Annotated in this window: 15 protein-coding genes; 10 read left to right on the top strand and 5 right to left on the bottom strand. The window is 71.9% G+C overall.

Features of this window, described 5'->3' with window-relative positions; genetic code table 11:
* Positions 1-10: 10 nt before the first annotated feature.
* Positions 11-484 carry a hypothetical protein gene (locus I3V78_RS34460; protein ID WP_204494475.1) on the bottom strand — a complete coding sequence of 158 codons (474 nt, stop codon included), beginning with the start codon at positions 482-484 and terminating at the stop codon, positions 11-13.
* Between the two features lie 334 nt (positions 485-818).
* On the opposite strand from I3V78_RS34460, the gene I3V78_RS34455 reads away from it, so the two are divergent.
* The 9 genes from I3V78_RS34455 (at position 819) to I3V78_RS34415 (ending at position 15701) form a co-directional block, all read left to right on the top strand.
* On the top strand, positions 819-1838 hold the full coding sequence (locus tag I3V78_RS34455) for a helix-turn-helix transcriptional regulator (protein ID WP_204494472.1): 1020 nt from the start codon (positions 819-821) through the stop codon (positions 1836-1838).
* Positions 1835-2758, top strand: a complete 924-nt coding sequence (locus tag I3V78_RS34450; RefSeq protein ID WP_204494470.1) for a helix-turn-helix transcriptional regulator — start codon at positions 1835-1837, stop codon at positions 2756-2758. Before I3V78_RS34455 ends, I3V78_RS34450 begins: the two co-directional genes overlap by 4 nt.
* A 7-nt stretch (positions 2759-2765) precedes the next feature.
* Positions 2766-4391 (top strand): FHA domain-containing protein, encoded by a 1626-nt coding sequence (locus I3V78_RS34445; RefSeq protein WP_204494467.1) that lies wholly within the window; start codon positions 2766-2768, stop codon positions 4389-4391.
* Between the two features lie 141 nt (positions 4392-4532).
* Positions 4533-5750, top strand: a complete 1218-nt coding sequence (locus I3V78_RS34440) for a phospholipase D-like domain-containing protein (RefSeq protein WP_338023821.1) — start codon at positions 4533-4535, stop codon at positions 5748-5750.
* A 130-nt stretch (positions 5751-5880) separates the two neighbouring features.
* Positions 5881-8451, top strand: a complete 2571-nt coding sequence (ligD, locus tag I3V78_RS34435) for a DNA ligase D (RefSeq protein WP_204494463.1) — start codon at positions 5881-5883, stop codon at positions 8449-8451.
* A gap of 85 nt (positions 8452-8536) precedes the next feature.
* The gene (locus tag I3V78_RS34430; RefSeq protein ID WP_204494460.1) at positions 8537-9664 is read left to right on the top strand and encodes a cyclic nucleotide-binding domain-containing protein; all 1128 of its coding nucleotides are present in this window, start codon (positions 8537-8539) and stop codon (positions 9662-9664) included.
* Between the two features lie 124 nt (positions 9665-9788).
* The gene (acnA, locus tag I3V78_RS34425) at positions 9789-12521 is read left to right on the top strand and encodes an aconitate hydratase AcnA (RefSeq protein ID WP_204494458.1); all 2733 of its coding nucleotides are present in this window, start codon (positions 9789-9791) and stop codon (positions 12519-12521) included.
* A gap of 157 nt (positions 12522-12678) precedes the next feature.
* Complete coding sequence (locus I3V78_RS34420) at positions 12679-13560, top strand: alpha/beta fold hydrolase (protein ID WP_204494455.1); 882 nt, start codon at positions 12679-12681, stop codon at positions 13558-13560.
* A 149-nt stretch (positions 13561-13709) separates the two neighbouring features.
* A complete protein-coding gene (locus I3V78_RS34415) occupies positions 13710-15701 on the top strand; it encodes a hybrid sensor histidine kinase/response regulator (protein WP_204494453.1) in 1992 nt (663 codons plus the stop codon).
* Here the strand turns inward: I3V78_RS34415 and I3V78_RS34410 are convergent.
* The 3 genes from I3V78_RS34410 to I3V78_RS34400 all read right to left on the bottom strand — a co-directional run bounded on the left by I3V78_RS34410 (position 15689) and on the right by I3V78_RS34400 (position 18523).
* The gene (locus tag I3V78_RS34410) at positions 15689-17563 is read right to left on the bottom strand and encodes a fibronectin type III domain-containing protein (protein ID WP_239576861.1); all 1875 of its coding nucleotides are present in this window, start codon (positions 17561-17563) and stop codon (positions 15689-15691) included. The genes I3V78_RS34415 and I3V78_RS34410 overlap by 13 nt on opposite strands.
* Before the next feature lie 148 nt (positions 17564-17711).
* Positions 17712-18134 carry a GTP pyrophosphokinase gene (locus I3V78_RS34405; RefSeq protein WP_204494448.1) on the bottom strand — a complete coding sequence of 141 codons (423 nt, stop codon included), beginning with the start codon at positions 18132-18134 and terminating at the stop codon, positions 17712-17714.
* A gap of 11 nt (positions 18135-18145) precedes the next feature.
* Positions 18146-18523 (bottom strand): peptide chain release factor-like protein, encoded by a 378-nt coding sequence (locus I3V78_RS34400; protein ID WP_204494445.1) that lies wholly within the window; start codon positions 18521-18523, stop codon positions 18146-18148.
* 294 nt (positions 18524-18817) lie between these two features.
* Between I3V78_RS34400 and I3V78_RS34395 the strand changes: the two genes are divergently transcribed.
* Complete coding sequence (locus I3V78_RS34395; protein ID WP_204494442.1) at positions 18818-22060, top strand: RCC1 domain-containing protein; 3243 nt, start codon at positions 18818-18820, stop codon at positions 22058-22060.
* A 50-nt stretch (positions 22061-22110) separates the two neighbouring features.
* Here I3V78_RS34395 and I3V78_RS34390 read toward each other — a convergent pair whose 3' ends face one another.
* Positions 22111-22893 carry an alpha/beta fold hydrolase gene (locus I3V78_RS34390; RefSeq protein ID WP_204494440.1) on the bottom strand — a complete coding sequence of 261 codons (783 nt, stop codon included), beginning with the start codon at positions 22891-22893 and terminating at the stop codon, positions 22111-22113.
* Positions 22894-22938 lie beyond the last annotated feature (45 nt).

Raw genomic sequence — 22938 nt, 5'->3', positions numbered from 1 at the left:
CGCCCTGGGCTCAGATGGCGCGCTCGCCGCCGGCCGCCTCGGCCGCCTGGGTGAGGTCCATCAGCGCGCGGAACTCCGGCGAGTTCACCTTCATGAGGAGCAGGGACACCTCCAGGTCTCCCGACCCGCGGCCGAGTCGCACGCGGCTCTCCTGGCCGTGGCGCAGCGAGACATCCCGCCAGTGGCCGGACGCCTCGGGCAGGACCAGGTCCAGCTCCAGGTGGAACGTGTTGCCCTCGGCGGTGGGGGTGAGGACCAGGCGGTAGTCGGGCACCTGGGCACCGGGCTGGCGGCGCTCGGCGCGCACCGTGCGGCCCGTCTCCCCGAGCAGCTTGGGCTGGGCCACGAGCCGCCCCTGGCTGCGCACCTCCAGGGCGAAGTACAGCGGCTCGGCCTCGGCCTGCCTCGGCACGGTCCAGATGCAGGCCCACCCCACCAGCGCCAATCCCAGGCACAGCTTCTTGAGGAGCGTGGCGCGCATCATGTGGTTCCCTCTCCGAGTGAACAGGCCGCCTGCCGGGCCGGTTCGTGAGCGGACAAGCCCGCCCCACTCCGGCCCCGACGGTGTCGATTGCTAGGAATATCCCAGTTGGCCGCCGTTCGCGAGACTCCCCACCGCGCTCGGCTCCCCGGCTACCCGGGTCGCCACCGCTCCTTCCTCGACATACCTGCCTGCCCGTTCAGTAAAAAGTTGTCCAAGCGCTCGTCTCGCGGGTAGATCCCGATGGGTGGGAAAGCCCCACATGCCGTCCCGTGTTGTTCCTGGTTCCTCGCCTTGACCCCACGCATCGCTTTTGCGCATTGTCGAAGACTTGCCCATGGACCGGACCGAACGTCTCCTTGATCTCGTGGCGCTGTTCCTGGACGCTCGGGAACCCATTTCCTGGGCGGAGCTGCGCGAGCACTTCCCCGAGGACTACCGGGGCATCTCCGACGATGCCGCCGAGCGCAAGTTCGAGCGCGACAAAGCCGAGCTCCTGGAGCTGGGCTTTCCGCTCACCTACATCCAGGGCGATGACGAGCGGCGCGACGGCTATGTCGTCAACCGCGACGCCTACTACCTGCCCGAGGTGGACCTGACGAAGGAGGAACTGGCGGTGCTCTACGCCGCGGGCAGCGCCGCGCTCACCTCCGGGGCCTTCCCGGGCCGGGACGACCTGTCGCACGCCCTGCGCAAGATTGGCTTCTTCGCCGGAGACGCGCTGCCCACCCCCGGCGTGCGCATGGAGCTGGGCGCGGAGCAGGACGGCCCCCGGCTCGCCGCGCACCTGGAGCAGCTCTGGGGCGCGTGCGCCACGCGCAAGTGGGTGCAGATGTCCTACCGCTCGCCCAAGCGCCCCGACCTCACCGAGCGCCGGGTGGACCCGTACGGGCTCGCGCTGCGCCGGGGCATCTGGACGCTCGTGGGCTACTGCCACCTGCGCCAGGGGGTGCGCACCTTCCACGTGCACCGCATCCACAGCCTCAAGCCGAACACGGCCCGGCCGCGCACGCCGGACTTCGATGTCCCCGCGGGCTTCTCCTCGGACGACTACGTGGCCAGCTACCCCTGGCAGCACCGCTTCCACCCCCGGCTCGAGGCGCGGCTGCGGCTCACCGGGGAGCTGGCCGGGCGCGCCGCCACGCTGTTTCCCGGGGCCCAGGTGACGCCGGCCGCGGAGGGCGGGGGCATGCTCGTGACCCTGGGCGTGACGTTCCTGGATGGGCTCCTGCGCTTCTGCATGCAGCTCGGGCCGGAGTGCCACGTGGAGGGTCCCGAGGAGGGCCGGCAGGGCATGAAGGACATGGCGACGCGCATCCTCCAGAAGCACGCACCCCGCTCGGAGGTGGCGGCATGAGTGTCCACGAGCGTCTGCGCCGGCTGCTCTTCCTCGTGCCCTACGTGTCCTCGCGCCAGGGCATCACCGTGGAGGAGCTCGCCCGGGCCCTCAACGTCAGCCGCGAGCACCTGCTGGCGGACCTGGACCTGCTCACGTGCGTGGGCCGGCCCCCCTTCAACCCGGACGACTACATCGACATCTACGTCGAGAACGACCGGGTGTACGTGGACCTGGACCAACGCCTGTCCGCGCCGCCCCGCCTGACGGTGGGGGAGGCCAGTGCCCTGGCGGCCTCGGCGGAGCTCTTGCGTCCGGCGGCCGGGGACGCGCTGCGCGGCGCGGTGGAGAAGCTCGAGCGCGTGCTGCCCCCGGGCGCCGGCGACCGCTTCCGCGAGATGTACCGGAAGATCGACGCCGCCGAGGACGCGCCCGTGGCGCTCGGGCCGCTCACCCAGGCCATCCACGGCCGGCTGGAGGTCACGTTCGACTACGCGGCCCAGGGCCGGGAGGCCGCCGAGCCCCGGCGGGTGCGGCCCCACGAGCTGCTCAGCCACCGGGGCCAGTGGTACCTGCAGGCCTGGTGCCTCACGCGCCAGGACGACCGGCTCTTTCGCGTGGACCGGATGCGGGACCTGGCGATGACCACCACGCCCTTCCAGCCGCGCGAGGGCGCCCGGGCCGAGGTCCCCAACCCCGCCCGCCGGGACGCCGACGTGCGCGTGCGGTTTTCACCCTTGGTGGCCCCCTACGTCCGCGAACGGTTCGGCGAGGATGCCCGCCTGCTGGCGGACGGTGGGGTCGAAGTGCGCGTGGCCGGAGACAACGAGCGCTGGCTGACGCAGTGGGTGCTATCGTTCGGCGGCGAGGCGGAGGTGCTCGAGCCGGCCTCGGTTCGCGCGGCGGTGGCCCGCGCGGCGAAGACCGCGCTAGGAGTTTGAGGGTTTCATGAGCTTTCAGTTGACGATCGCCGAGGGCAAGGAGGCCGGAAAGGAGTTCGTCTTCGAACTGGACTCCGTGCTCATCGGTCGGGTGTCCGAGTGTGATGTCGTGCTGTACGACTCGGGGATCTCCCGCCGCCACTGTCGCGTCTTCTCCGAGGCGGGGGCCTACTTCGCCGAGGACCTGGGCAGCTCCAACGGCACGCGCGTCAACGGTCAGACCATCAAGGGCAAGCACGCGCTGGGCGAGGGCGATCAGCTGACGCTCGGCCCCGTGGTGTTCGTCTTCAAGCGCGTGTCGGCGGCGGACGAGAACGAGTCCACCGCGCCCATGCCGGCGGCCGATGGGGCCAACAGCACGCGCATCGTGGCCGTGGACGCGCTGGCGCGCCGGCAGAAGAACAAGGGCGAGGCCCTGGCGCCCGAGGGCGCGAACAACGAGGAGCTGGACGCCGTGCAGCGCGTGGCCACGCGCGCCATGCCCGCCCTGCGCCGCACCGGGGCCCAGGCCGCGCAGCCCGACGACGACTCCACCTCGCCGCCGCGCTCCCCGCGCTCGACCGCCAGCGGCGCCGCCCTGGCGCGGGCTTCCGAGTCGGCGCCCGTGCCCGCGCGCCGCGCCGGCTCGGGCGCGGTGGCCCGGGCCTCGAAGAGCGCGCCCGGAGGGGGCCTGTCCGCCGCCGAGCGTGCCCGCATCCGGCGCGAGGCGCCCGGCGCGCTGGGCAACCTCAAGCTCTTCTGGGCCCAGGCGTCCCGGCCCCTGCGCCAGGGCATCATCGCCGGCGGCGCCCTGCTGGGCCTGATGCTCGTGCTGCTCGTCTTCAAGCTCATCATCGGCGATGACGTGAAGGTGATGCGCGGCCCCGAGCCCAAGGTCTTCAGCAGCGTCAACAGCAGCGAGCAGATCATCACCGACTCGTTCGGCCTGGGCGATGGCGTGGACTGGGAGAACGCCGACCAGAAGTCCTTCGAGCTGGAGTTCACCTCCGCCACGCGCACGCTCGCCATCCTCCACTACCAGGCCCAGGGCATCTCGGACGGTGAGGTGGTGGTGACCATCAACGGCGTGGACCTGGGCAAGGTGCCGCCGGACACGCTGGCCAGCCAGGACCGGGTCCTGGAGATCATGATCCCCTGGCAGCTGCTCAAGAAGGGCGAGAAGAACACCATCACCTTCGACAACACCCACAACCCGCCCGGGGAAGACGCCTGGATGATCTGGAACATCTGGCTGGAGCGGGTGCCCCTGCCGGAGCTGTCGCCCGAGCAGATGGTCGAGGAGGCCTCCAAGGCCTACAAGCGCGGGCGCAAGCACCTGGACACGGTGAACGTGGGGGCACGCAACGGCTACGAGGCGTGGAAGTCCTTCCGCGAGGCGTGGCTGCTCCTGGAGGTGCACCCCGAGCCCCGGCCGGACCTCTACTACGAGGCCCAGGAGCGCATGCGCGAGGCGCAGACGCTGCTCGACCGGGTGTGCTCCAAGCTCATGCTGGAAGTGGAGCGCTACGCCAACCAGAGCAACTGGGAGGCGGCCTCCGCCACGCTCGACCACACCAAGGACTACTTCCCGGAGAAAACGGGGCAGATCTGCGCCCAGAAGGCGGAGATGAAGCGCGAGGAGCTCGGGTTGTAGGGCCGGGCGGTGTCCGGCGCCGGACATGTTCGGCGCTGGATGGTTGCCACGCGACCTTGCCGTTCCCACCCTTGCTCCACCATGCGTGAGTGGGATGGGGGCGGGGCAGGGGAGTTGAGGGTTCGGACGGAGGACGTTCCGGTGCCGCGCGAGCCGCGTCCGCCTGCCTCCTCGCCCCGGTGGAACGCCCAGGTCTCCACGGCCTTGCTGGCGCGCTACTACCTGCCCCCCGCGCACTCGCCGCTCCAGGGCAACGCCTGTGAGCTGTTGCGCGATGGGACCGAGGTCTACCCCGCCATGCTGCACGCCATCCGGTGCGCGCGGCGCTACGTCCACCTCGAGACGTACATGTTCCTGTCCGACGCGGTGGGGGAGCTGTTCGGCGAGGCGCTGGCGGAGGCGGCCGGGCGCGGCGTGCACGTGAAGGTGCTCTACGACGCGCTGGGCTCCTGGTCGAGCCGGGCCGAGTTCTTCGAGTCGCTGCGCGCGCGGGGCGTGGACATCCGCCCCTTCAAGCCCTTTCGCAGCCTCACCCGGGGCCTGGGCTTCCTCTTGCGGCGCGACCACCGGAAGATCCTCTCCGTGGACGGCGAGGTGGCCTTCATCGGGGGCGTGAACATCGCCGTGCACTGGGCGCCCCGGGGGCACGGGGGCGAGTGCTGGCGGGACGACGTGCTGCGCGTGGAGGGCCCCGCGGTGCACGAGCTGGAGCGCCGCTTCGTGGCCACCTGGCGCATGGCCTTCCAGGACCGCTTCCGCTCCTGGCGCGAGGGCCGCCGACTGCGCAAGCAGCTGCGCCGCCGTCCGGTGGGCGGGGTGCAGGGCGACATGGGGCTGGCGGTGCTGTCCAACCGCCGCAGCATCCACCGCGCCTACGTGCACGCCATCTCCCGGGCGCGCCGCAGCGTGCTGGTGGCGGCCGCCTACTTCGTGCCGGACCGCAAGCTCGTGGCGGCGCTGCGCGACGCGGCCCTGCGCGGCGTGGAGGTGCGCCTCCTGCTCAACTCCCGCGGCGACCACCCGTGGATCATGAACGCCACGCGCGCCTTCTACGAGAAGCTGCTCGGCGCGGGGGTGCGCATCTTCGAGTGGGAGCAGTGCGTGCTGCACTCCAAGACGGCCGTGGTGGACGGGGCCTGGGGCACCATCGGCTCGTTCAACCTCGAGCGCCTCTCCTTCTTCTTCAACCACGAGGCCAACGCCGTCTTCACCGATCCGCGCCTCGGCCGGCAGATGGAGGAGGGCATCCGCCGCGACTGCGAGGACTGCCGCGAGGTGGACCTCGCCACGTTCCGCCGCCGGCCGCTCTGGCGCAAGGTGCTCGAGCGCGTGCTGTACGTCTTCCGCCGGGTCATCTAGCCGGCAGCCGGAGGATGTGACCTCGGGCGTCTCCCCGCGCGCTTGACGGGCGGAGTGAGGGAGGCAGCCGTGAGGGGTAGGCCCGGCCGCGCTTTGCCCGGTGGGTAGGCCGTGCCGACCTTCAGGGGGTATGACGACCTCGCGACGTTCTCGACCCGCCGCCCGGAAGCGTCTGGGCACCTATCGCGAGAAGCGGGACTTCTCGCGCACGAGTGAGCCTTCCGCGGACGCCCCCGCGACGCCCGGGGGTGGCGTCTTCGTGGTGCACAAGCACGACGCCACGCGCCTGCACTACGACCTGCGGCTGGAGATCGACGGGGTGCTCGTGAGCTGGGCCATTCCCAAGGGCCCGAGCTACGACCCGGCGGACAAGCGGCTCGCGGTCCAGACGGAGGACCATCCGCTGGCCTACGCCACCTTCGAGGGGCGCATCGCCGATGGCAACTACGGCGCGGGCGACTCGCTCCTGTGGGAGTCGGGCACCTTCGACACGGTGCCGCCGGGCGAGGCCTCGGCCCAGCTCGCGCGCGGCCGGCTGCACGTGGCCCTGCACGGCCAGAAGCTCGAGGGCGAGTGGCACCTCATCCGCACGCGGCCCTCGGGCAAGAAGGCCCAGTGGCTGTGCTTCAAGGCCAAGGATGGCACCGAGCGCGCCGACCATGACGTCACCGTCGAGCGGCCCGAGTCCGTGAAGTCCGGTCAGCGCGTCACCCAGGGGCCCCAGCGCCGCACCCGGCGCGCCACGCGGGCCTCGCCCCCGGCCGCCCAGCGGCGGAGCACCCAGGCCCGCTCGCCCTCGGCCCTGCTCGAGCACGTGGGCGCGCCCATGCTGGCCACGCTCGCCCAGGTGGAGGCCACGGACGCGGCGGACTGGTGCTTCGAGGTGAAGTACGACGGCTTCCGCGCGCTCGCGGCCGTGCGCGCGGGGAAGGTGGCCCTGCACTCGCGCGGCGGTCATGACCTGTCCGAGCGCTTTCCCGCCCTCGTCCAGGCGCTCGCCGCGCTGGGCGACCACGAGGTGGTGCTGGACGGGGAGATCGTCGCGCTGGATGACGCGGGCCGCTCGCGCTTCCAACTGCTGGGCAAGGGGCACGAGGAGCGCTTCGTGGCCTTCGATCTGCTCTGGCGGGACGGCGAGGACCTGCGCGGCCTGCCGCTGGAGGCGCGGCGCGAGGCCCTGGAGCGGCTGCTCGCGCGGGTGAAGCCGCCCGTCATGCTCGCCGAGCGGGTGGAGGGCACCGCGCGCCAGGCGCTCGCCCAGGCCCGGCGCCACGCGTGGGAAGGCGTGATGGCCAAGCGTGTGGGCAGCGTCTACGCGCCGGGTCGGGGCGAGGCGTGGCTCAAACTCAAGGTCCAGGCCAACCAGGAGGTGGCCATCGTGGGCTACACCCCCATGGCCAACGATCGGCCGGAGATCGGCGCGCTGCTGGTGGCCGTGCGCGAGGACGGGGCCTGGCGCTACGCGGGCAAGGTGGGCACGGGGTACTCCACCGAGGTGCGGCGCGACCTGCTGCGGCGCCTGTCGCGCGATCGGGTGAAGCGCTCGCCGGTGAAGGACGCACCGCTGGTGCGCGACGCCCTGCGCCATGAGCAGGCGCTCTGGGTGAAGCCCCGCCACGTGGCCCAAGTGGCCTTCACCGAGTGGACGGAGGACGGACGGCTGCGCCACCCGTCCTTCCAGGGCCTGCGCCAGGACAAGCGCCCGGAGGACTGCGTGCGCGAGCGGCCCCGGCAAGCGCCCGTGCGCCCGCGCGCGGCCGCGCGCGGGCCCCACCGGCGCACGGGGAGCAAGTCCCGGCCGACGAAGCGGGCCGCGGGCCGGACCGCCACCGCGCGTGTCCAGCGCGCGCCCACCGTCGAGCTCACCCACGGGGAGCGGGTGCTGTTTCCCGACCGGGGCTACACCAAGGCGGACGTGTCCGCGTACTTCCGGGACGTGGCGCCCCTGATGGTGCCGGTGCTCGCCGGGCGGCCGCTCACCCTGCAGCAGTGGCCCCAGGGCATCCAGGCGCCCGGCTTCTTCCGTCAGGACGTGGAGGGGACGCCGGACTGGATGACCACGGTGGCGCTGCGCCACGAGTCGCGCCGCGTGTCCCACGTGGTGGTGGACCGTCCCGAGTCCCTGCTGTGGCTGGCCAACCACTCCGCGCTCACCCTCCACATGTGGTCGAGCCGCGTTCCCCACCTCGAGCAGCCAGACTGGGTGGTCTTCGACCTGGACCCTGGACCCAGGGGCACCTTCGAGGAGCTGATCGAACTGACGCTGGGGCTGCGGCGCTACCTGGAGCGGCTGGAGCTGACGAGCGTGCCCAAGACGTCCGGCAAGCGCGGCCTGCACGTGCTGGTGCCCCTGGCGCCCGGTCACACCTACGCCCAGACGCGGACCTTCGCCCACCAGGTGTTCGAGGCCCTCGCCCAGGAATTCCCGGAGCTGGCCACCACCGAGCGCGCCAAGACGCGGCGCGGCGGACGGCTCTACCTGGACGCGGATCAGAACGCCTGGGGCAAGACGGTGGTGGCGCCCTACGCCCTGCGTCCCCTGCCGCATGCCCCCGTGTCCACCCCCCTGCGCTGGTCCGAGGTGACGCGCCGCCTGGACCCCACGCGCTTCACGCTCCGCACGCTCCGCCGGCGCCTGGATCGGGTGGGGGACCTGTTCGCACCCGCGCTGAGCGGGCGACAATCGCTCCCTCGCCCGTGAGCTTGCCGGTGGGAAGCGACCCGGGAAGTGCTAGGGTGCCGCGCCCGTGAGCCTACACACGGATGAGTACGAGGCGGACCCCGTCATGCGACAGCGGGCCCTGGTGGGGCGGATCGCATCCCGGGGCCGGGTGGATCACGCCCTCTCCGAGCTGCGACGGCTCGAGCAGCTGGGCACACCGGGCGAGGCCATCGCGGTGTGCGAGGCGCTCGCGCGGCACTGGGCCCAGGGCAGTCAGCTGCTGCGCTCCATCGTCATGTGCAAGCACCTGGCGTGGTTGGAGCCGGGCCACACGCGCACCCAGGCCTTCATCGCCACCCTCTACGCGCGCTACCCCGGCTCGGCCTCGGAGGAGGGCGATGGCCGGGTGCTCGACGACCTGGAGCTCTTGCTGCCCGAGCGGGAGGACTCGGTGGCGGTGCCGCTCTTCTCCATGCTCAGCCAGGAGGCCTTCGTGGCGCTGGTGGACGCGGTGGAGGTGCGCCACCAGGGCGTGGGCCTGCCCATGATGCGCGAGGGGGACATGGGCGCGTCCATGTTCTTCCTGGTGGAGGGCAAGGCGGACGTGCTGCGGATGCTCGAGGGCCGGGGCGCCCCGGCGCAGGCGGTGGGCGAGGGGGGCGTCTTCGGGGAGCTGACGCTCATCGCCGAGGGGCCCCGGCGCGCCTCGGTGATTCCCTCCACGCCCTCGGTGTTCCTGGAGCTGTCGCGGGCGCGGCTCTCGGCGCTCGCCGAGAAGCACCCCCTCGTCGAGCGGGTGGTGCGGGGCTTCTGCCGCAAGCGCGCCGCGGACCAGATGCTGCGCGCCCACGCCATCTTCTCCTCCCTGCGCCTGGCCCAGCGGCGCAGCCTGTCGCGGGAGTTCGAGCTGTGCCATGCGCGGGCGGGCGAGGCCCTGCTGACGGCCGGGCAGAAGGGCGAGGGGCTCTACCTGCTCCTGCGCGGCCGTTGCACCCCCTATGGCGTGCGCGAGGGCGGCCAGGAGATCCCCCTGGCGGTGCTGCGCGAGGGCGACGTGTTCGGGGAAATCTCCCTCCTCTTGGACACGCCGGTGACGGCCACGGTGCGCGCGGACGTGGACAGCGTGCTGCTGCGGCTGAGCCGTCCGGCGTTCGAGCGCCACATCGCCACCCAGCCGGACCTGCGCGAGGCGCTCACCCGTCTGGCCTCGGAGCGCATGCAGAGCACCGCGCGCCTGTTGTCCGCGCGCTGAACCCCCGGACTTCCCGGGTCCCGCGCCTCGGCCCTTTGCAATTGCAAGCCGGGGGCGGCGGGCCTAGAAGACCCTTGGATTGACCCCTGATTCCTGACGGATGGACAGAAGGACGGCACCTACAATGACGGACAGTTTCAAGAGCAAGAGCCAGCTCAAGGTGGGCTCGGCCACGTACGACATCTACAGCCTGGCCAAGGTGGGCAAGGACCACGCCTCGGTGGCGCGCCTGCCCTTCTCGCTGAAGATTCTGCTCGAGAACCTGCTGCGCAATGAAGATGGCCGCGTGGTCAAGCGCGAGCACGTGGAGAAGATGCTCGCGTGGGATCCGAAGGCCGAGCCGGACACGGAGATCTCCTTCCACCCGGCGCGCGTGCTCCTGCAGGACTTCACGGGCGTGCCGGCGGTGGTGGACATGGCCGCCATGCGCGAGGCGCTCGCGGCCCTGGGGGGAGATCCCACGAAGATCAACCCGCGCAACCCCGCCGACCTCGTCATCGACCACTCCTTCCAGGTGGACGTGTTCGGCACCTCGGACGCGTTTCGCGCCAACGCGGAGCTGGAGTTCGAGCGCAACCAGGAGCGCTATGCCTTCCTGCGCTGGGGCCAGAACGCGTTCAAGAACTTCCGCGCGGTGCCGCCGGACATCGGCATCTGCCACCAGGTGAACCTGGAGTACCTGGCCCAGGTGGCCTTCCGCCAGGGCAGCACCGTGTACCCGGACACGCTCGTGGGCACCGACAGCCACACGACGATGATCAACGGCCTGGGCGTGGTGGGCTGGGGCGTGGGCGGCATCGAGGCCGAGGCGGTGCTGCTCGGCCAGCCCATCACCATGCTCATTCCCCAGGTGGTGGGCTTCAAGCTCACCGGCAAGCTGCCCGCGGGCGCCACGGCCACCGACCTGGTGCTCACCGTCACGCAGATGCTGCGCAAGCGCGGCGTGGTGGGCAAGTTCGTGGAGTTCTTCGGTGACGGCCTCAAGGGCCTGTCCCTGCCGGACCGCGCCACCATCGCCAACATGGCGCCCGAGTACGGCGCCACCATCGGCTTCTTCCCCGTGGACGAGGAGAGCCTCAACTACCTGCGCTTCACGGGCCGCCCCGAGGAGACCGTGGCGCTGGCCGAGGCCTACTTCAAGGAGCAGGGCCTCTTCCACACGGAGAGCACCCCGGACCCCGTCTTCACCGACACGCTCAGCCTGGACCTGTCCACGGTGGTGCCGAGCCTCGCCGGCCCCAAGCGCCCGCAGGACCGCGTCACGCTCAAGGACATGAAGGCCACCTACGAGAAGTCGCTCGTGGAGATGCTGGCCGCCGGCAAGAGCAAGGGCGAGGACGACGAGGGCGGCGGCAAGGCCAAGGCCCCCGCGGCGGCCGTGCCCCCCGAGCGCCTGAACCAGACCGTCACCGTGAAGGCGGGCAACCAGTCCTACGAGCTGGGCCACGGCGCCGTGGTCATCGCCTCCATCACCTCGTGCACCAACACCTCCAACCCGGCGGTGCTCCTGGGCGCGGGCCTCCTGGCCAAGAAGGCCGTGGAGCGCGGCATCAACGTGAAGCCCTGGGTGAAGACGAGCCTGGCCCCCGGCAGCCGCGTGGTGACCGACTACCTCAAGGAGGCCGGCCTCATGCCCTACCTGGAGGCGCTCGGCTTCCACGTGGTGGGCTACGGCTGCGCCACCTGCATCGGCAACTCCGGCCCCCTGCCCGAGCCCGTCACCGAGGCCGTCACCTCGGGTGACCTGGTGGTGGCCGCGGTGCTCAGCGGCAACCGCAACTTCGAGGGCCGCATCAGCCCGCACGTGCGCATGAACTACCTGGCCTCGCCCCCGCTCGTGGTCGCCTACGCCCTGTCCGGCGAGGTGGGTCGCGACCTGGACACCGAGCCCCTGGGCACGGACCGCAACGGCCGCCCGGTGTTCCTCAAGGACATCTGGCCCACCAACGAGGAGATCCGTCAGGCCATCTCCACCGCGGTCAAGCCCGAGCAGTTCCGCCACCAGTACTCGCGCGCCATGGAAGGCGACGTGCTCTGGCAGCAGCTCAAGGTGGACGGCGGCAACACCTTCAAGTGGGATCCCAAGTCCACCTACGTGCGCAAGCCCTCCTTCCTGGAGAACATCCCCGCCGAGCCCAAGCCGCTCGCCGACATCAAGGCCGCGCGCGTGCTGGCGCTCTTGGGTGACTCGGTGACGACGGACCACATCTCGCCCGCGGGCAACATCGCCAAGACGAGCCCCGCCGCGCGCTACCTCATGGAGCAGGGCGTGGAGCCCAAGGACTTCAACTCCTACGGCGCGCGCCGCGGCAACCACGAGGTGATGGTGCGTGGCACCTTCGCCAACATCCGCCTGAAGAACCTGCTGGTGCCCGGCGTGGAGGGCGGCGTGTCCGTCCACATCCCCACGCGCGAGCGCATGAGCATCTACGACGCCTCGCAGAAGTACCAGCAGGAGGGCACCCCGCTCGTGGTGCTCGCCGGCGCCGAGTACGGCACGGGCTCCAGCCGTGACTGGGCCGCCAAGGGCACCGCGATGCTCGGCATCAAGGCCGTCATCGCCAAGAGCTTCGAGCGCATCCACCGCTCCAACCTCATCGGCATGGGCGTGCTGCCCCTGCAGTTCGAGGCGGGCCAGGACGCGCAGGGCCTGGGCCTCACCGGCCACGAGACGTTCGAGATCACCGGCGTGGCCGAGGGCCTCGCGCCCCAGAAGAAGCTCACCGTGAAGGCCACGGGCGAGGGCGGCACCAAGGAGTTCACCGCGCTCTGCCGCATCGACACGCCCAACGAGCTCGACTACTACCGCCACGGCGGCATCCTGCTGTACGTGATGCGTCAGCTCGCCAAGGGCTGATCCCGCGCCGCTCCGGCGGCAATTTCACCGTGGCCCGGTGCGCCTGTGTCCTGGCGCATCGGGCCATCTGTTTTCGAGGGAACGGGCTCTTCCTGTCTTTCCTCGAAGCATAGTAGGATGGCTTCACGCATCGACATTCCCGGGGGGGGAATCACGAATGTCACAGTCCATCTACGAGCGGCTCAACGTGCGGGTTCTGGGCTCCATGGGGCCGCCACTCATCCTGGCGCACGGATTTGGCTCCGAGCAGCGCGCCTGGCGGCATCAGGTGGCGGCTTTCAAGGATCGCTACCAGATCATCCTGTTCGACCACATGGGGTGTGGGCGTTCGGACTTCAACGCCTACAGCGCCGAGCGCTACGGCAGCATCCACGCCTACGCGGAGGACGTGCTGGAGCTGTGCGAGGAGCTGGACGTCCACGACGGCATCCTGGTGGGGCACTCGGTGAGCGGCATGGCGGGCTTGCTGGCGGCGGTCGCCGAGCCCGGGCGCTTCCAGAAGCTCGTCTTCGTGAAGGCCTCGCCGCGCTACCTCAATGACGAGGGCTATGTGGGCGGCTTCGAGCAGCACCAGCTCGACGCGCTCTACGACGCCATGTCGACGCAGTTCCACGCCTGGGCGACGGGCTTCGCCCAGCAGGTGATGAACACGCCGGACATGCCGGAGCTGGCGCAGGAGTTCGCGCGCACGCTGTCCTCCATGCGCCCGGACATCGCCCTGGCGACCGCGCGCTTCATCTTCGAGTCGGATCTGCGCGCGGAGCTGCCGCGGCTCAAGATCCCCACGCTCGTCCTCCAGTCCGGCGGGGACATCGCCGTGCCCGACGAGGTGGGGCTCTACCTGGCCCAGAACATCCCGCTCGCGCAGCTGGCGCGCATCGACGCGGCCGGCCACCTGCCGCACCTGAGCGCGCCCCGGGCGGTGAACCAGGCGCTCGAGGACTTCCTGTCGCACCGCGCGCCCCGCGCTTCGCAAGCCGTGTCCGTGCTGGAGTCGCTCAAGCCCCGGTCGGGTGGAGTCGGAGAGCATCTGAACTGACGGTCGTGATCGTCGGGCAACACACGTGGGGGGGACACCATGATGCGGACAGCACCCGGCCTCGGGACGGCCATGCCATGCGAGCGTGCCGAGTGAGCGCGCTCGACTCCCTCGATGGGGGACGCGGGGCGCTCTGGAGCCGACCTTCCTTGCGCCAGCGATGGCTGCTGGCCGGCGGCGTGATGGGCGTGCTCATGGCCCTGGGCTTCTGCGTCGTGTCCGGCGCGTACCTGGAGTCCCGGGCCCGGCACCACCTGTCGCTGCGGGTGCAGGAGGTCGCGCGGCTGATGGCCCTGGGCAGCGCGCCGGCCCTGGCGTGGGACGAGGCCCCGGGGGGGCCGCGCCCGCTGGAGGTGCTGGGCACGGTGCCCGAGGCGCTGTTCGGCGTGCTGTCGCGCGCGGACGGGACGACCGTGGCCGCCTGGCACCCCGAGCGCGTGGCGGCGCGGGAGGGGGCCTCCGCGCGGGTGCTGGCCCATGCCCCGGTGGTGGGCCCGAGGGGCGAGCGCGGCCTGCTGCTCGTGGGCCTGAGCACCGAGGCGATGACACGCGACGTGCGGCACGCCTGGGGGCTGCTGGCCGCGGGCTGTCTGCTGCTGTGGTTGTTGGGAATGGGGACGCTCGTGCGCCTGGGGGGCGCCGCCATGGGCCCGCTCGAGCACGTCACGCGCGCGCTGGAGCGGCTCGCCGGGCGCACCCCCGTGCCCGAGGGCTTCACCACGCCCGGGGGGCGCGACGAGCCGGAGCGACTGGCCGCCGCGCTCGCGCGCCTGGAGGCCGGACGCGACACCCAGGTGTCCGTGCTCGAGGGGTTGATCGACGAGGCGCTCACCCACCAGGAGCGGCTGTACACGCAGCAGGGCCTGCTCGACACGCGCATGCGCGAGCTGCGGCTCTTGCAGGATCAACTCGTGGTGGCGGACCGGCGCACGTCGGTGGGCACGCTCTCCGCGGGCGTGGCGCACGAGATCAACAACCCGCTGGCCTACATCACCGCGAACATCCAGTTCGCCCAGCAGGAGCTCAACCAGTTGGAGGAGTCGCTGCGGCCCCTGCTGCCGGAGGGGGCGGTGGACTGGGCGGAGCTGCTCAACGCCCTGTCCGAGGCGAGCGACGGGTGCATCCGCGTGCAGCACATCGTGCAGAGCCTCAAGTCCTTCTCGTGCGGGGACGATGGCAAGTCGCAGTCCGTGGAGCTGGCGTCGGCCCTGAAGACGGCCGTCAACATGGCGCGCAATGAAATCCGCCACCGGGCGAGCCTGGTGGTGGACCCCTCGGTGAGCGCGCGGGTGGATGCCAACGAGGTGCGGCTGGCGCAGGTCTTCCTCAACCTGCTCATCAACGCCGCGCACGCCATCTCGCCCGGCGACGTGGAGCACAACGAGATCCGCGTCTCCATGCGCCACGGCGCCGAGGGCGAGGTGCGGGTGAGCATCACCGACACGGGCAGCGGCATGACCCCCGAGGTCCAGGGGCGGCTCTTCACCCCGTTCTTCACCACCAAGCCCATCGGCGTGGGCACCGGGCTCGGCCTGTCCGTGTGCCAGGGGCTCGTGCACGGCATGGGCGGGGAGATCGAGGTGCTGAGCGAGCCGGGCAAGGGCAGCACCTTCACGGTGATTCTTCCAGCGGCTCGGACGGCTCTTCGAGCGCTAGTGCCGGGCAGGGCGGTGGCGCCCCAGGCCCCGCGCGCGCGCCTGTTGGTGGTGGACGACGAGCCGCGGGTGGGCATCTCCCTGCGCCGGGCCCTGAGCCGCGAGCACGAGGTGACGGTGGCCTCCAGCGCGCGCGAGGCGCTCGCGCGGCTGGTGCAGGCCGAGCCCTTCGACGTCATCCTGTGTGACCTGATGATGCCGGAGATGAACGGCATGGAGTTCTTCCACGCGCTCCAGCGCGACCACGCCGCCCAGGCGGAGTCGGTCCTGTTCATCTCCGGCGGGGCCTTCACCGAGGAGACGCGGGGCTTCCTCGAGGCGCACGAGGCGCGGCTGCTGCGCAAGCCCATGGACATGGACACCTTGCGCGAGCGCCTGCGCCAGCTCGTGGACGCCCGGCGCCTCGCCCGGCGCGCCCCGGAAGGGGCCGAGGCCCCTCCGGAGTCGGCGCCGGGTCCGGCGATCCTCCCGGCTCAGTGCGTGTAGGTGTAGTGCACCGAGTCGTACTGGGGCCCGGACTTCTCGTAGGTGAACCAGTACTCCAGCTTGCCGCCCGAGCTCAGGCCGCTCACGGTCTGGGTCCAGGTGCCGCCGGACTGGGCCATGCGGAAGTTCTGCTGGGCGCCGCCGTTGAGCAGGTAGTGCACGTCCACGTAGAGCGCGGAGGTGGTGGGCTTGAAGCTCAGCTGCGCCTGGGTGGTGGACAGCCGCGTGGCGCTGGCCGTGTAGTCGCCCGTGGTGCCGCCGCTGCCGCCGCCCGAGGCGCTGGTGGTCACGCTCACCGCGCCGCTCGCCGCGGAGGTGTTGCCCGCCGCGTCACGCGCCCGGACGGTGAAGGAGTAGGCCGTGCTCGCCGACAGCCCGGTCACCGTGTAGCTGGTGGACGAGGAGGAGCCCGCCAGCGTGGTGCCGCGGTAGACGTCGTAGCCGGTCACCCCCACGTTGTCCGTGGAGGCGCTCCAGGAGAGCGTCACGCTGGTGGCCGTCTTGGACGGGGCGCTCAGGCCGCTCGGGGTGCTGGGCGCCTGGGTGTCGCTCGGGTTGGTGGTGCCGCCGCCGGTGATGTACGCGCCGGTGAAGGGGTTGAAGCGGTGGATGGCGATGATGAGCCAGCCGGTGCTCGACACGCAGTTCTCCTGCGCCATGCGCCAGTAGTTGTTGCTCGTGCCCTTGAGCGAGTAGGGCACGCCGCCGAGCAGCGTGCCGCTCTTGCCCTGCTTCTTGATGATCTCGTCGATGATGGTGTCGGCCTTGGTCGTGTTGCCATTCATGTGGTGGGCGACCGACATGAACGCCGAGCCCTCGAACCAGATGTCCGCGCAGCGGTCCCCGTTGTAGTTGCCGTTCTGATCCTTGGCCGCCGCGCAGTCGTACTGCCAGTCGAAGTCGTAGGCGGTGATGGTGGTGCTCTCGTAGGGCAGCGAGTGCACGTACTTGGGATCCCCCACCGTGCCCGCGCCCTTGGCGTTGTCCACCGAGGCGAGCGACGACTTGTAGTCGCGCGTGCCCGACAGGCCCAGCGCGAGCACGCCCCAGGGATTGACGTCCAGGGGCACGTTGGTGTCGAGCAGGTTCGTGTTGTTCTTCCACCCGCCGTAGAAGCGCTTGGTGGTGTTGTTCCACATCACGTTGTCCAGGAACTGCTTGGCGCCCGAGGCCGCGTCGTTGTACGCGCTCGCGCGGTCGGAGAACTTGCCCGCGTAGTAGCGGTAGATGTTGTAGATGTCCTGGTTGTGCTCGGTGGAGCTCCACACCTCGTCCGTCCACACGCCCTGGATGTCCCAGGTGGTCCGGCCGCCGGCGATGGCGCCGTTGGACTTCTTGAACGTGAGCATCCAGTCGAGCGCCTTGCGCGCCGGGGCCTGGTAGGTGGTGCCCCCGTAGAGCTTCTCGTGCGTCATGAAGGCCATGACCACCCAGGCCACCGGGCCCACGTGCTTGCGCAGCTCCTCGCCGTAGCCGTTCCACCAGTAGGAGTTGATCCACGAGCCGTCGGGATCCTGGATGGCCACGAGCTTGTTGAGCACCTTCTCCGCGCGCGCCCGGTCCCCCTTGTTCATGAAGGCGATGGCGGCCACGGCCTGGTCGTACGTGTAGACGATCTGCTTGCGCTCGGTGGCGTTCCACCAGTCATCGAAGCTGTCCACCAGGCCCGCCAGCGCGAAGCCGGTGGTGAGATCCTGCTGGGCCTTGAGCCACTGGTAGGCCTGGTCCGAGGCCTGCGCGCGCTCGGCCGCCGTCAGCTCCTGGACACTCCGCGCCCGCGGCTCGGCGTCCTCCTCCGCCAGGGGCGCGCCCCCACAGCCCAACGCGAACGCCAGCGTGCCCGCGAGCAGCTTCTCGGCCATGCGACTTCCAGACATCGTGCACCCCTCACCGTGATGGGCGCGTGTCGGGCTCGGCTCCGTGAAGTCGAAGGTGACACGCTTCACCCGTTTGTCGGGGATTTATGGGAATCCGATGCCCGTTGTCCAGGGGGGCGGCGCACAATCGCGCTCAAGCGTCGCGCAGGGACTGCCAGGCGGCGCGGTAGCGGGCGAGGCGCGCGGCGTCCGTGTCGGTGACGGCGGGCAGCCGGCGCACGTCCATGTTGTCCTCCAGGTCGGCGAGCTTCACCCGGCGCGCGAGCGGGTGGGGGCGCAGGCGCTGGATGAAGGCCTCGTAGGACTCGCCCTCGCGGCGGGTGAGCAGCGCGAGCGCCTCGAGCACGGGCTCGGGGTAGCCGCGGGCGCGCAGGTCCTCCAGGGTGAAGGCCGAGTCCTCCACCACGTCGTGCAGGAGCGCCACCATGCGCTCCGTCTCGGACTCCAGGCGCAGCATCACGCGCAAGGGGTGCAGCAGGTACACCTGACCGGCCTTGTCGCGCTGGCCCCGGTGGGCCTCCAGCGCCAGGGCGAGGGCGTCTTCCAGGGTGGGCATGGAGCGGGTGCCTACCAGTCGCCCTTGCCGCCGCGCGAGGCCTTCTTCTCGCCCGTGCGCTTCTTGGTCTCCAGACGCCGGCGCTGGGAGCCCTTGGTGGGCTGGGTCTTGTGGCGCTTCTTGGGCACGAAGGTGAGTACCCGCAGCCCCTCGCGCAGCCGCTCCAGCGCGACGCCTTTGTTCTGTACCTGACTGCGGCGCTCGGTGGCGGACACGGACAGCTCCGTGGGGCCATGGGTCAGGCGCACGCCGCTGGCGGTGGTGTTGCGGTGCTGGCCGCCCGGGCCGGAGCCGATGAAGTACTCCACCTCGCACGCCTTGAGCAGGGCCTCGTCGTCCAGGGCGAGCGCCGCGAGCGCGGCGTGTCGGCGGGTCGGGGAGACGGTCATGGGGTGCACGCTAATCATGTCTGCCGTCCTTGTGCAGCGGCCGGGTCCGGCCCGTGCGCCGCGGGTGTTCGCGCGACCCCAGGGGTCGCGGAGGGTGTCCCGTCCACCCGGTGCCGCCCTCGGGCTCCGGGCCGGCGACGCCGGGGCGAGTCCCGACTCACCCAGTTGAGTTTCCCAGGGCATTGGCCGCATATGCGGGATTTACCGTTTCAAGGTCACTCAAAAAATCACGTGACGGTCGAACGACGTAATCCGGGCCTCTCCCCTGACATCTGGCCCCGGGAAAGGAAGTGCATGATGGACCCGAGCTTCTCCAGGCGCCCGCGGGTGCCGTTCCCCCTGCTGCTGCTGTGGGCGTGTCTCGCGTGTGGAGACGCGCCGTTCTCCCCACCGGCCGAGGCCCTGGCCTCGCGGGCGGACGCCGTCGCCGGACAGGACCCGGCCTTCCGGCTCGCGGCGGGCACGAGCCACGCGCTGTTCGTCACGCCGATGAGCACGGTGTGGAGCTGGGGCGGCAATGCCCAGGGGCAGTTGGGCGATGGCACCCAGACCCATCGCCCGGTGCCGCAGCAGTTGGGGCTCACGTCGGTGCGGGCGGTGGCCGCGGGCAACGTGCACTCGCTGGCGCTCCGGGATGATGGAACGGTGTGGGCCTGGGGCGGCAACTCCGACGGGCAGCTCGGGGAGTCCGGCCTGTCCGCGCGGCTGACGCCCGGACAGGTGCTGGACGTGTCGGAGGCGCGGGCGGTGGCCGCGGGCTTCGTGCACTCGCTGGTGCTCAAGACGGACGGCACGGTGTGGGCCTGGGGCAACAACAGCTCGGGACAGCTCGGGGACGGCTCCACCACCGCGCGCTCCCGGCCCGTGCGCGTGCAGGGGCTCGCGGGCATGACGGCCATCGCGGCGGGAGACTTCCACGCGCTGGCGCTGCGGGAGGACGGCACGGTGTGGACCTGGGGCGCCAATGCCGCCGGACAGCTCGGGGATGGCACCACGGGCGCGCGCGTCGCCCCGGTCCAGGTGCCGGGCCTCTCGGGCATCATCGGCGTGGCGGGCGGTGGCTCGCACAGCCTGGCGGTGGACTCCAACGGGCGCGTCTGGGCCTGGGGCGACAATGCCTTGGGCCAGCTGGGCCTGGGCGCGTCGGGGGCCACCTCGGCGCCGGTGCGCGTGCCGGGACTGGTGAGTGTCTCCCACGTGGAGGCGGGCACGGGCCACTCCCTCGCCCGGACGAGCGACGGCGCGGTGTGGGTCTGGGGTGACAACACCCAGGGGCAGGCGGCCCAGGGCACGCTCGCGCCGGTGCGCGAGCCGGTGCGGCTCTCCGCGCCGTCCAAGGTGCGGAGCATCGCGGCGGGCGGGGCCTTCTCGCTCGTGTCGCGCGAGGACAACGGCGTGTGGGCCTGGGGCGCCAACGGCGTGGGCCAGCTGGGCAATGGTTTCTCCAGCTGGCGGGGCGTGCCGGCGGTCATCCAGGGCCTCGTCGGGGTGGAGTCCCTGGTGGCCGGGGATCTGCACGCCTTCGCGCTGCGTCCGGACGGCTCGGTGCTGGCGTGGGGGGACAACACCTATGGCCAGCTCGGGGACACGGGCTTCGGCTCGCGCTCCACGCCGGTGACGCTCGCGCTGCCGGCGGTGCGAAGCCTCGCCGCGTCCTCCTTCCACTCGCTGGCGCTCCTGCGTGATGGCGCGGTGTGGACGTGGGGGGACAACAACTATGGCCAGCTGGGGGATGGCACCTCGGGACGGCGCGCCACGCCGGCCGCGCTCCCGGGCGTGACGGGCATCCAGGCGATCGCCGCGGGCGTGTACCACTCGCTGGCGGTCCGCTCGGACGGCCAGGTGCTGGCGTGGGGCGACAACAACCACGGCCAGCTGGGCAGCGGCTCCACCGCCTTCGCGCCCCGGGCGCCGGAGCTGGTGTCGTCCCTGTCGGGCGTGCGCCACGTGGCCGCGGGCATGTACCACTCGCTGGCGCTCAAGACGGACGGCGGCGTGTGGGCCTGGGGCCAGAACAGCTCCGGCCAGCTGGGTGATGGCTCCACCGTCGGGCGCACCCTGCCCGTGCGGGTGGGGGGCCTGCCCGTCATCGTCGCCATCGCCGCGGGGCCGTCCTTCTCGGCGGCGCTGGACGAGCACGGGGGCCTGTGGACGTGGGGCGACAATGCCTCGGGCCAGCTCGGGGATGGCTCCACGGCGCAGCGCTCGGCGCCCGCGCGCGTGTCGGGCGTGACGGACGTGCTCGTGGCGCTCTCTCCGCGCTCCACCCACGTGCTGGCGTTGAGCGCCGAGGGCGCCGTGTGGACCTGGGGCCGCAACGCCACCGGGCAGCTGGGCAATGGGAGCACGGTCTCGGAGCTGTCGCCGCTGCGCGTGCCGGGCTTCGCGCGGGTGACGGGCCTGGCGGCGGGCGGACGCACCTCCTTCGCGCTGCGCGAGGACGGCACGGTGTGGTCCTGGGGGGACAACACCTCGGGCCAGCTCGGCAACGGCTCCACCACGCTCTTGCCCGTGCCCGCCCCGGTGCGGGGCCAGACGCGGCCCGTGCCGCTCGCCTCGGGCGCCCACCACGTCCTGGCCTCCTACGTCGATGGGGCCGTGTGGACCTGGGGCAGCAACTCCCACGGCCAGCTGGGTCCCGAGGCCGAGGGCTTCCGCGACGCGCCCGGCTTCATCCGGCCGCCGGTGTGCATCGACGCCGTGGCGGCCGGGGCCGCGTTCTCCCTGGCGCTCCAGTGTGATGGCACGGTGTGGACCTGGGGCGACAACACCCGCGGCCAGCTCGGGACGGAGACGGCCCTGGGCGGCACGCGGGCCACGCCCCAGCAGGTGCCGGGGCTCATCAATGTCGTGGCGCTCGTCGCGGGGGACACGCACGCCCTGGCGCTGCGCGCGGATGGCTCCGTGTGGGCCTGGGGAGACAACACCCAGGGCCAGCTCGGCGAGGGCACGACGGGCACCTTCCGCTCCACCCCCGCGCGGGTGGGCGGGGTGCTGGACGTGGTGTCGATCGCCGCGGGGGCCGGCCACTCCCTGGCGGTGCGCGCCGACGGAACGCTCTGGGCCTGGGGCGACAACACCCACGGCCAGCTCGGTGTGGGGGGCGCCTCGACGCCGCGGACCACGCCCGTCCTGGTGCCGGCGCTCCCGGCGCTCCAGTCCGTCGTGGCCGGCGCCCGGCACACGCTCGGCCTGACGCGCGAGGGCTCGGTGTGGGCCTGGGGCGACAACACCCAGGGGCAGCTGGGGGTGGGCTCCAGCGCCGCCTCGCTGCCGACCCCCGTGCGGGTGGAGGGCCTCTCGCGCGTCACGTTCCTCGCGGCGGGCGGCGCGCACTCGCTGGCGCGCTCGGACACCGGGCTGTGGACGTGGGGCGACAATGCCGCGGGGCAGCTCGGCGACGGCGGCACCGAGGCGCGCTCCACGCCCGGGGCGGTGCCCGCGCCCGAGCACGTGCGCGCCATCGCCACGGGCCGCCACCACACGGTGCTGCTGCTCGAGGACGAGAGCTCCGTGCTCTGGGGCGACCTGCGCTGAGCCGGGCCGGGGCTCCTCGCGCGAGGGTCGCGCGAGGGGCTCCGGGCGCTTCAGGCGTGGGCGCGCAGGAACTCGAGCAGGGGCGGGTTGACCACGTGGGGGTGGGTGAGGCTGATGGCGTGGGCGCCCTCGTGCACGGGGACGAAGCGCGTGCGGCCGGGCAGGGCGTCATGCAGGGCGCCCCCCTCGCCGGCGGGGATGGCCACGTCCGCCAGCCCGTGGAACACGATGGCCGGGGCGCGGATGTCCCCGAGCCGCGGCGCGATGTCATCGCGCTCGAGCAGGGTGTTGATGGCGGCCACGAAGGCGTCGCGAGGCGTCTGGCGCCAGCGCTCCATCCACTCGGGCGCGAAGCGGTCATCCCCGATGATGAGGCTCGCGTAGCTGCGCACGATGTTCTCCGTGGCGCCGGGCGTGCCCCACAGGTCGCGCACCTGCCGGTAGCCGGCGCCTTCCGCGGGGTTGAGCCGCCCGCTGGTGCTCATGAGCACGAGGCCCCGCACGCGCTCGGGCGCGACCAGGGCGGTGCGCAGGGCGCAGTAGCCGCCCTGGGACAGGCCGCCGACGAAGGCCTGGGCGAGGCCCAGGTGGTCCATCAGCGCGAGCGTGTCCGCGGCCGAGTCATAGAGGGTGAAGGGGCGGCCATCCCAGCGGGTGCGGCCCAGGGCGCGCGCGTCCCAGCGGATGACGCGGAAGCCCGGGGCGAGCGCCTCCACCTGGGGCTCGAACATGCGGCCATCCATGAGGAAGCCATGCGCGAGCACGAGCGCGGGTCCGCTGCCGCCCGAGTCCTCGAAGTAGATGTCTTGATGGTTGAGGTGCGCGAAGGGCATGCGGGTTCTCCAGCGGGAGCGGGGCGTGGGGGGGGCTTTGTCTCA

The sequence above is a fragment of the Archangium primigenium genome, assembly GCF_016904885.1.
Classification (GTDB): Bacteria; Myxococcota; Myxococcia; order Myxococcales; family Myxococcaceae; genus Cystobacter; species Cystobacter primigenius.
The sequence above is the reverse complement of the archived record's forward strand: the minus strand, read 5'-3'. Positions and strand labels throughout refer to the sequence as shown.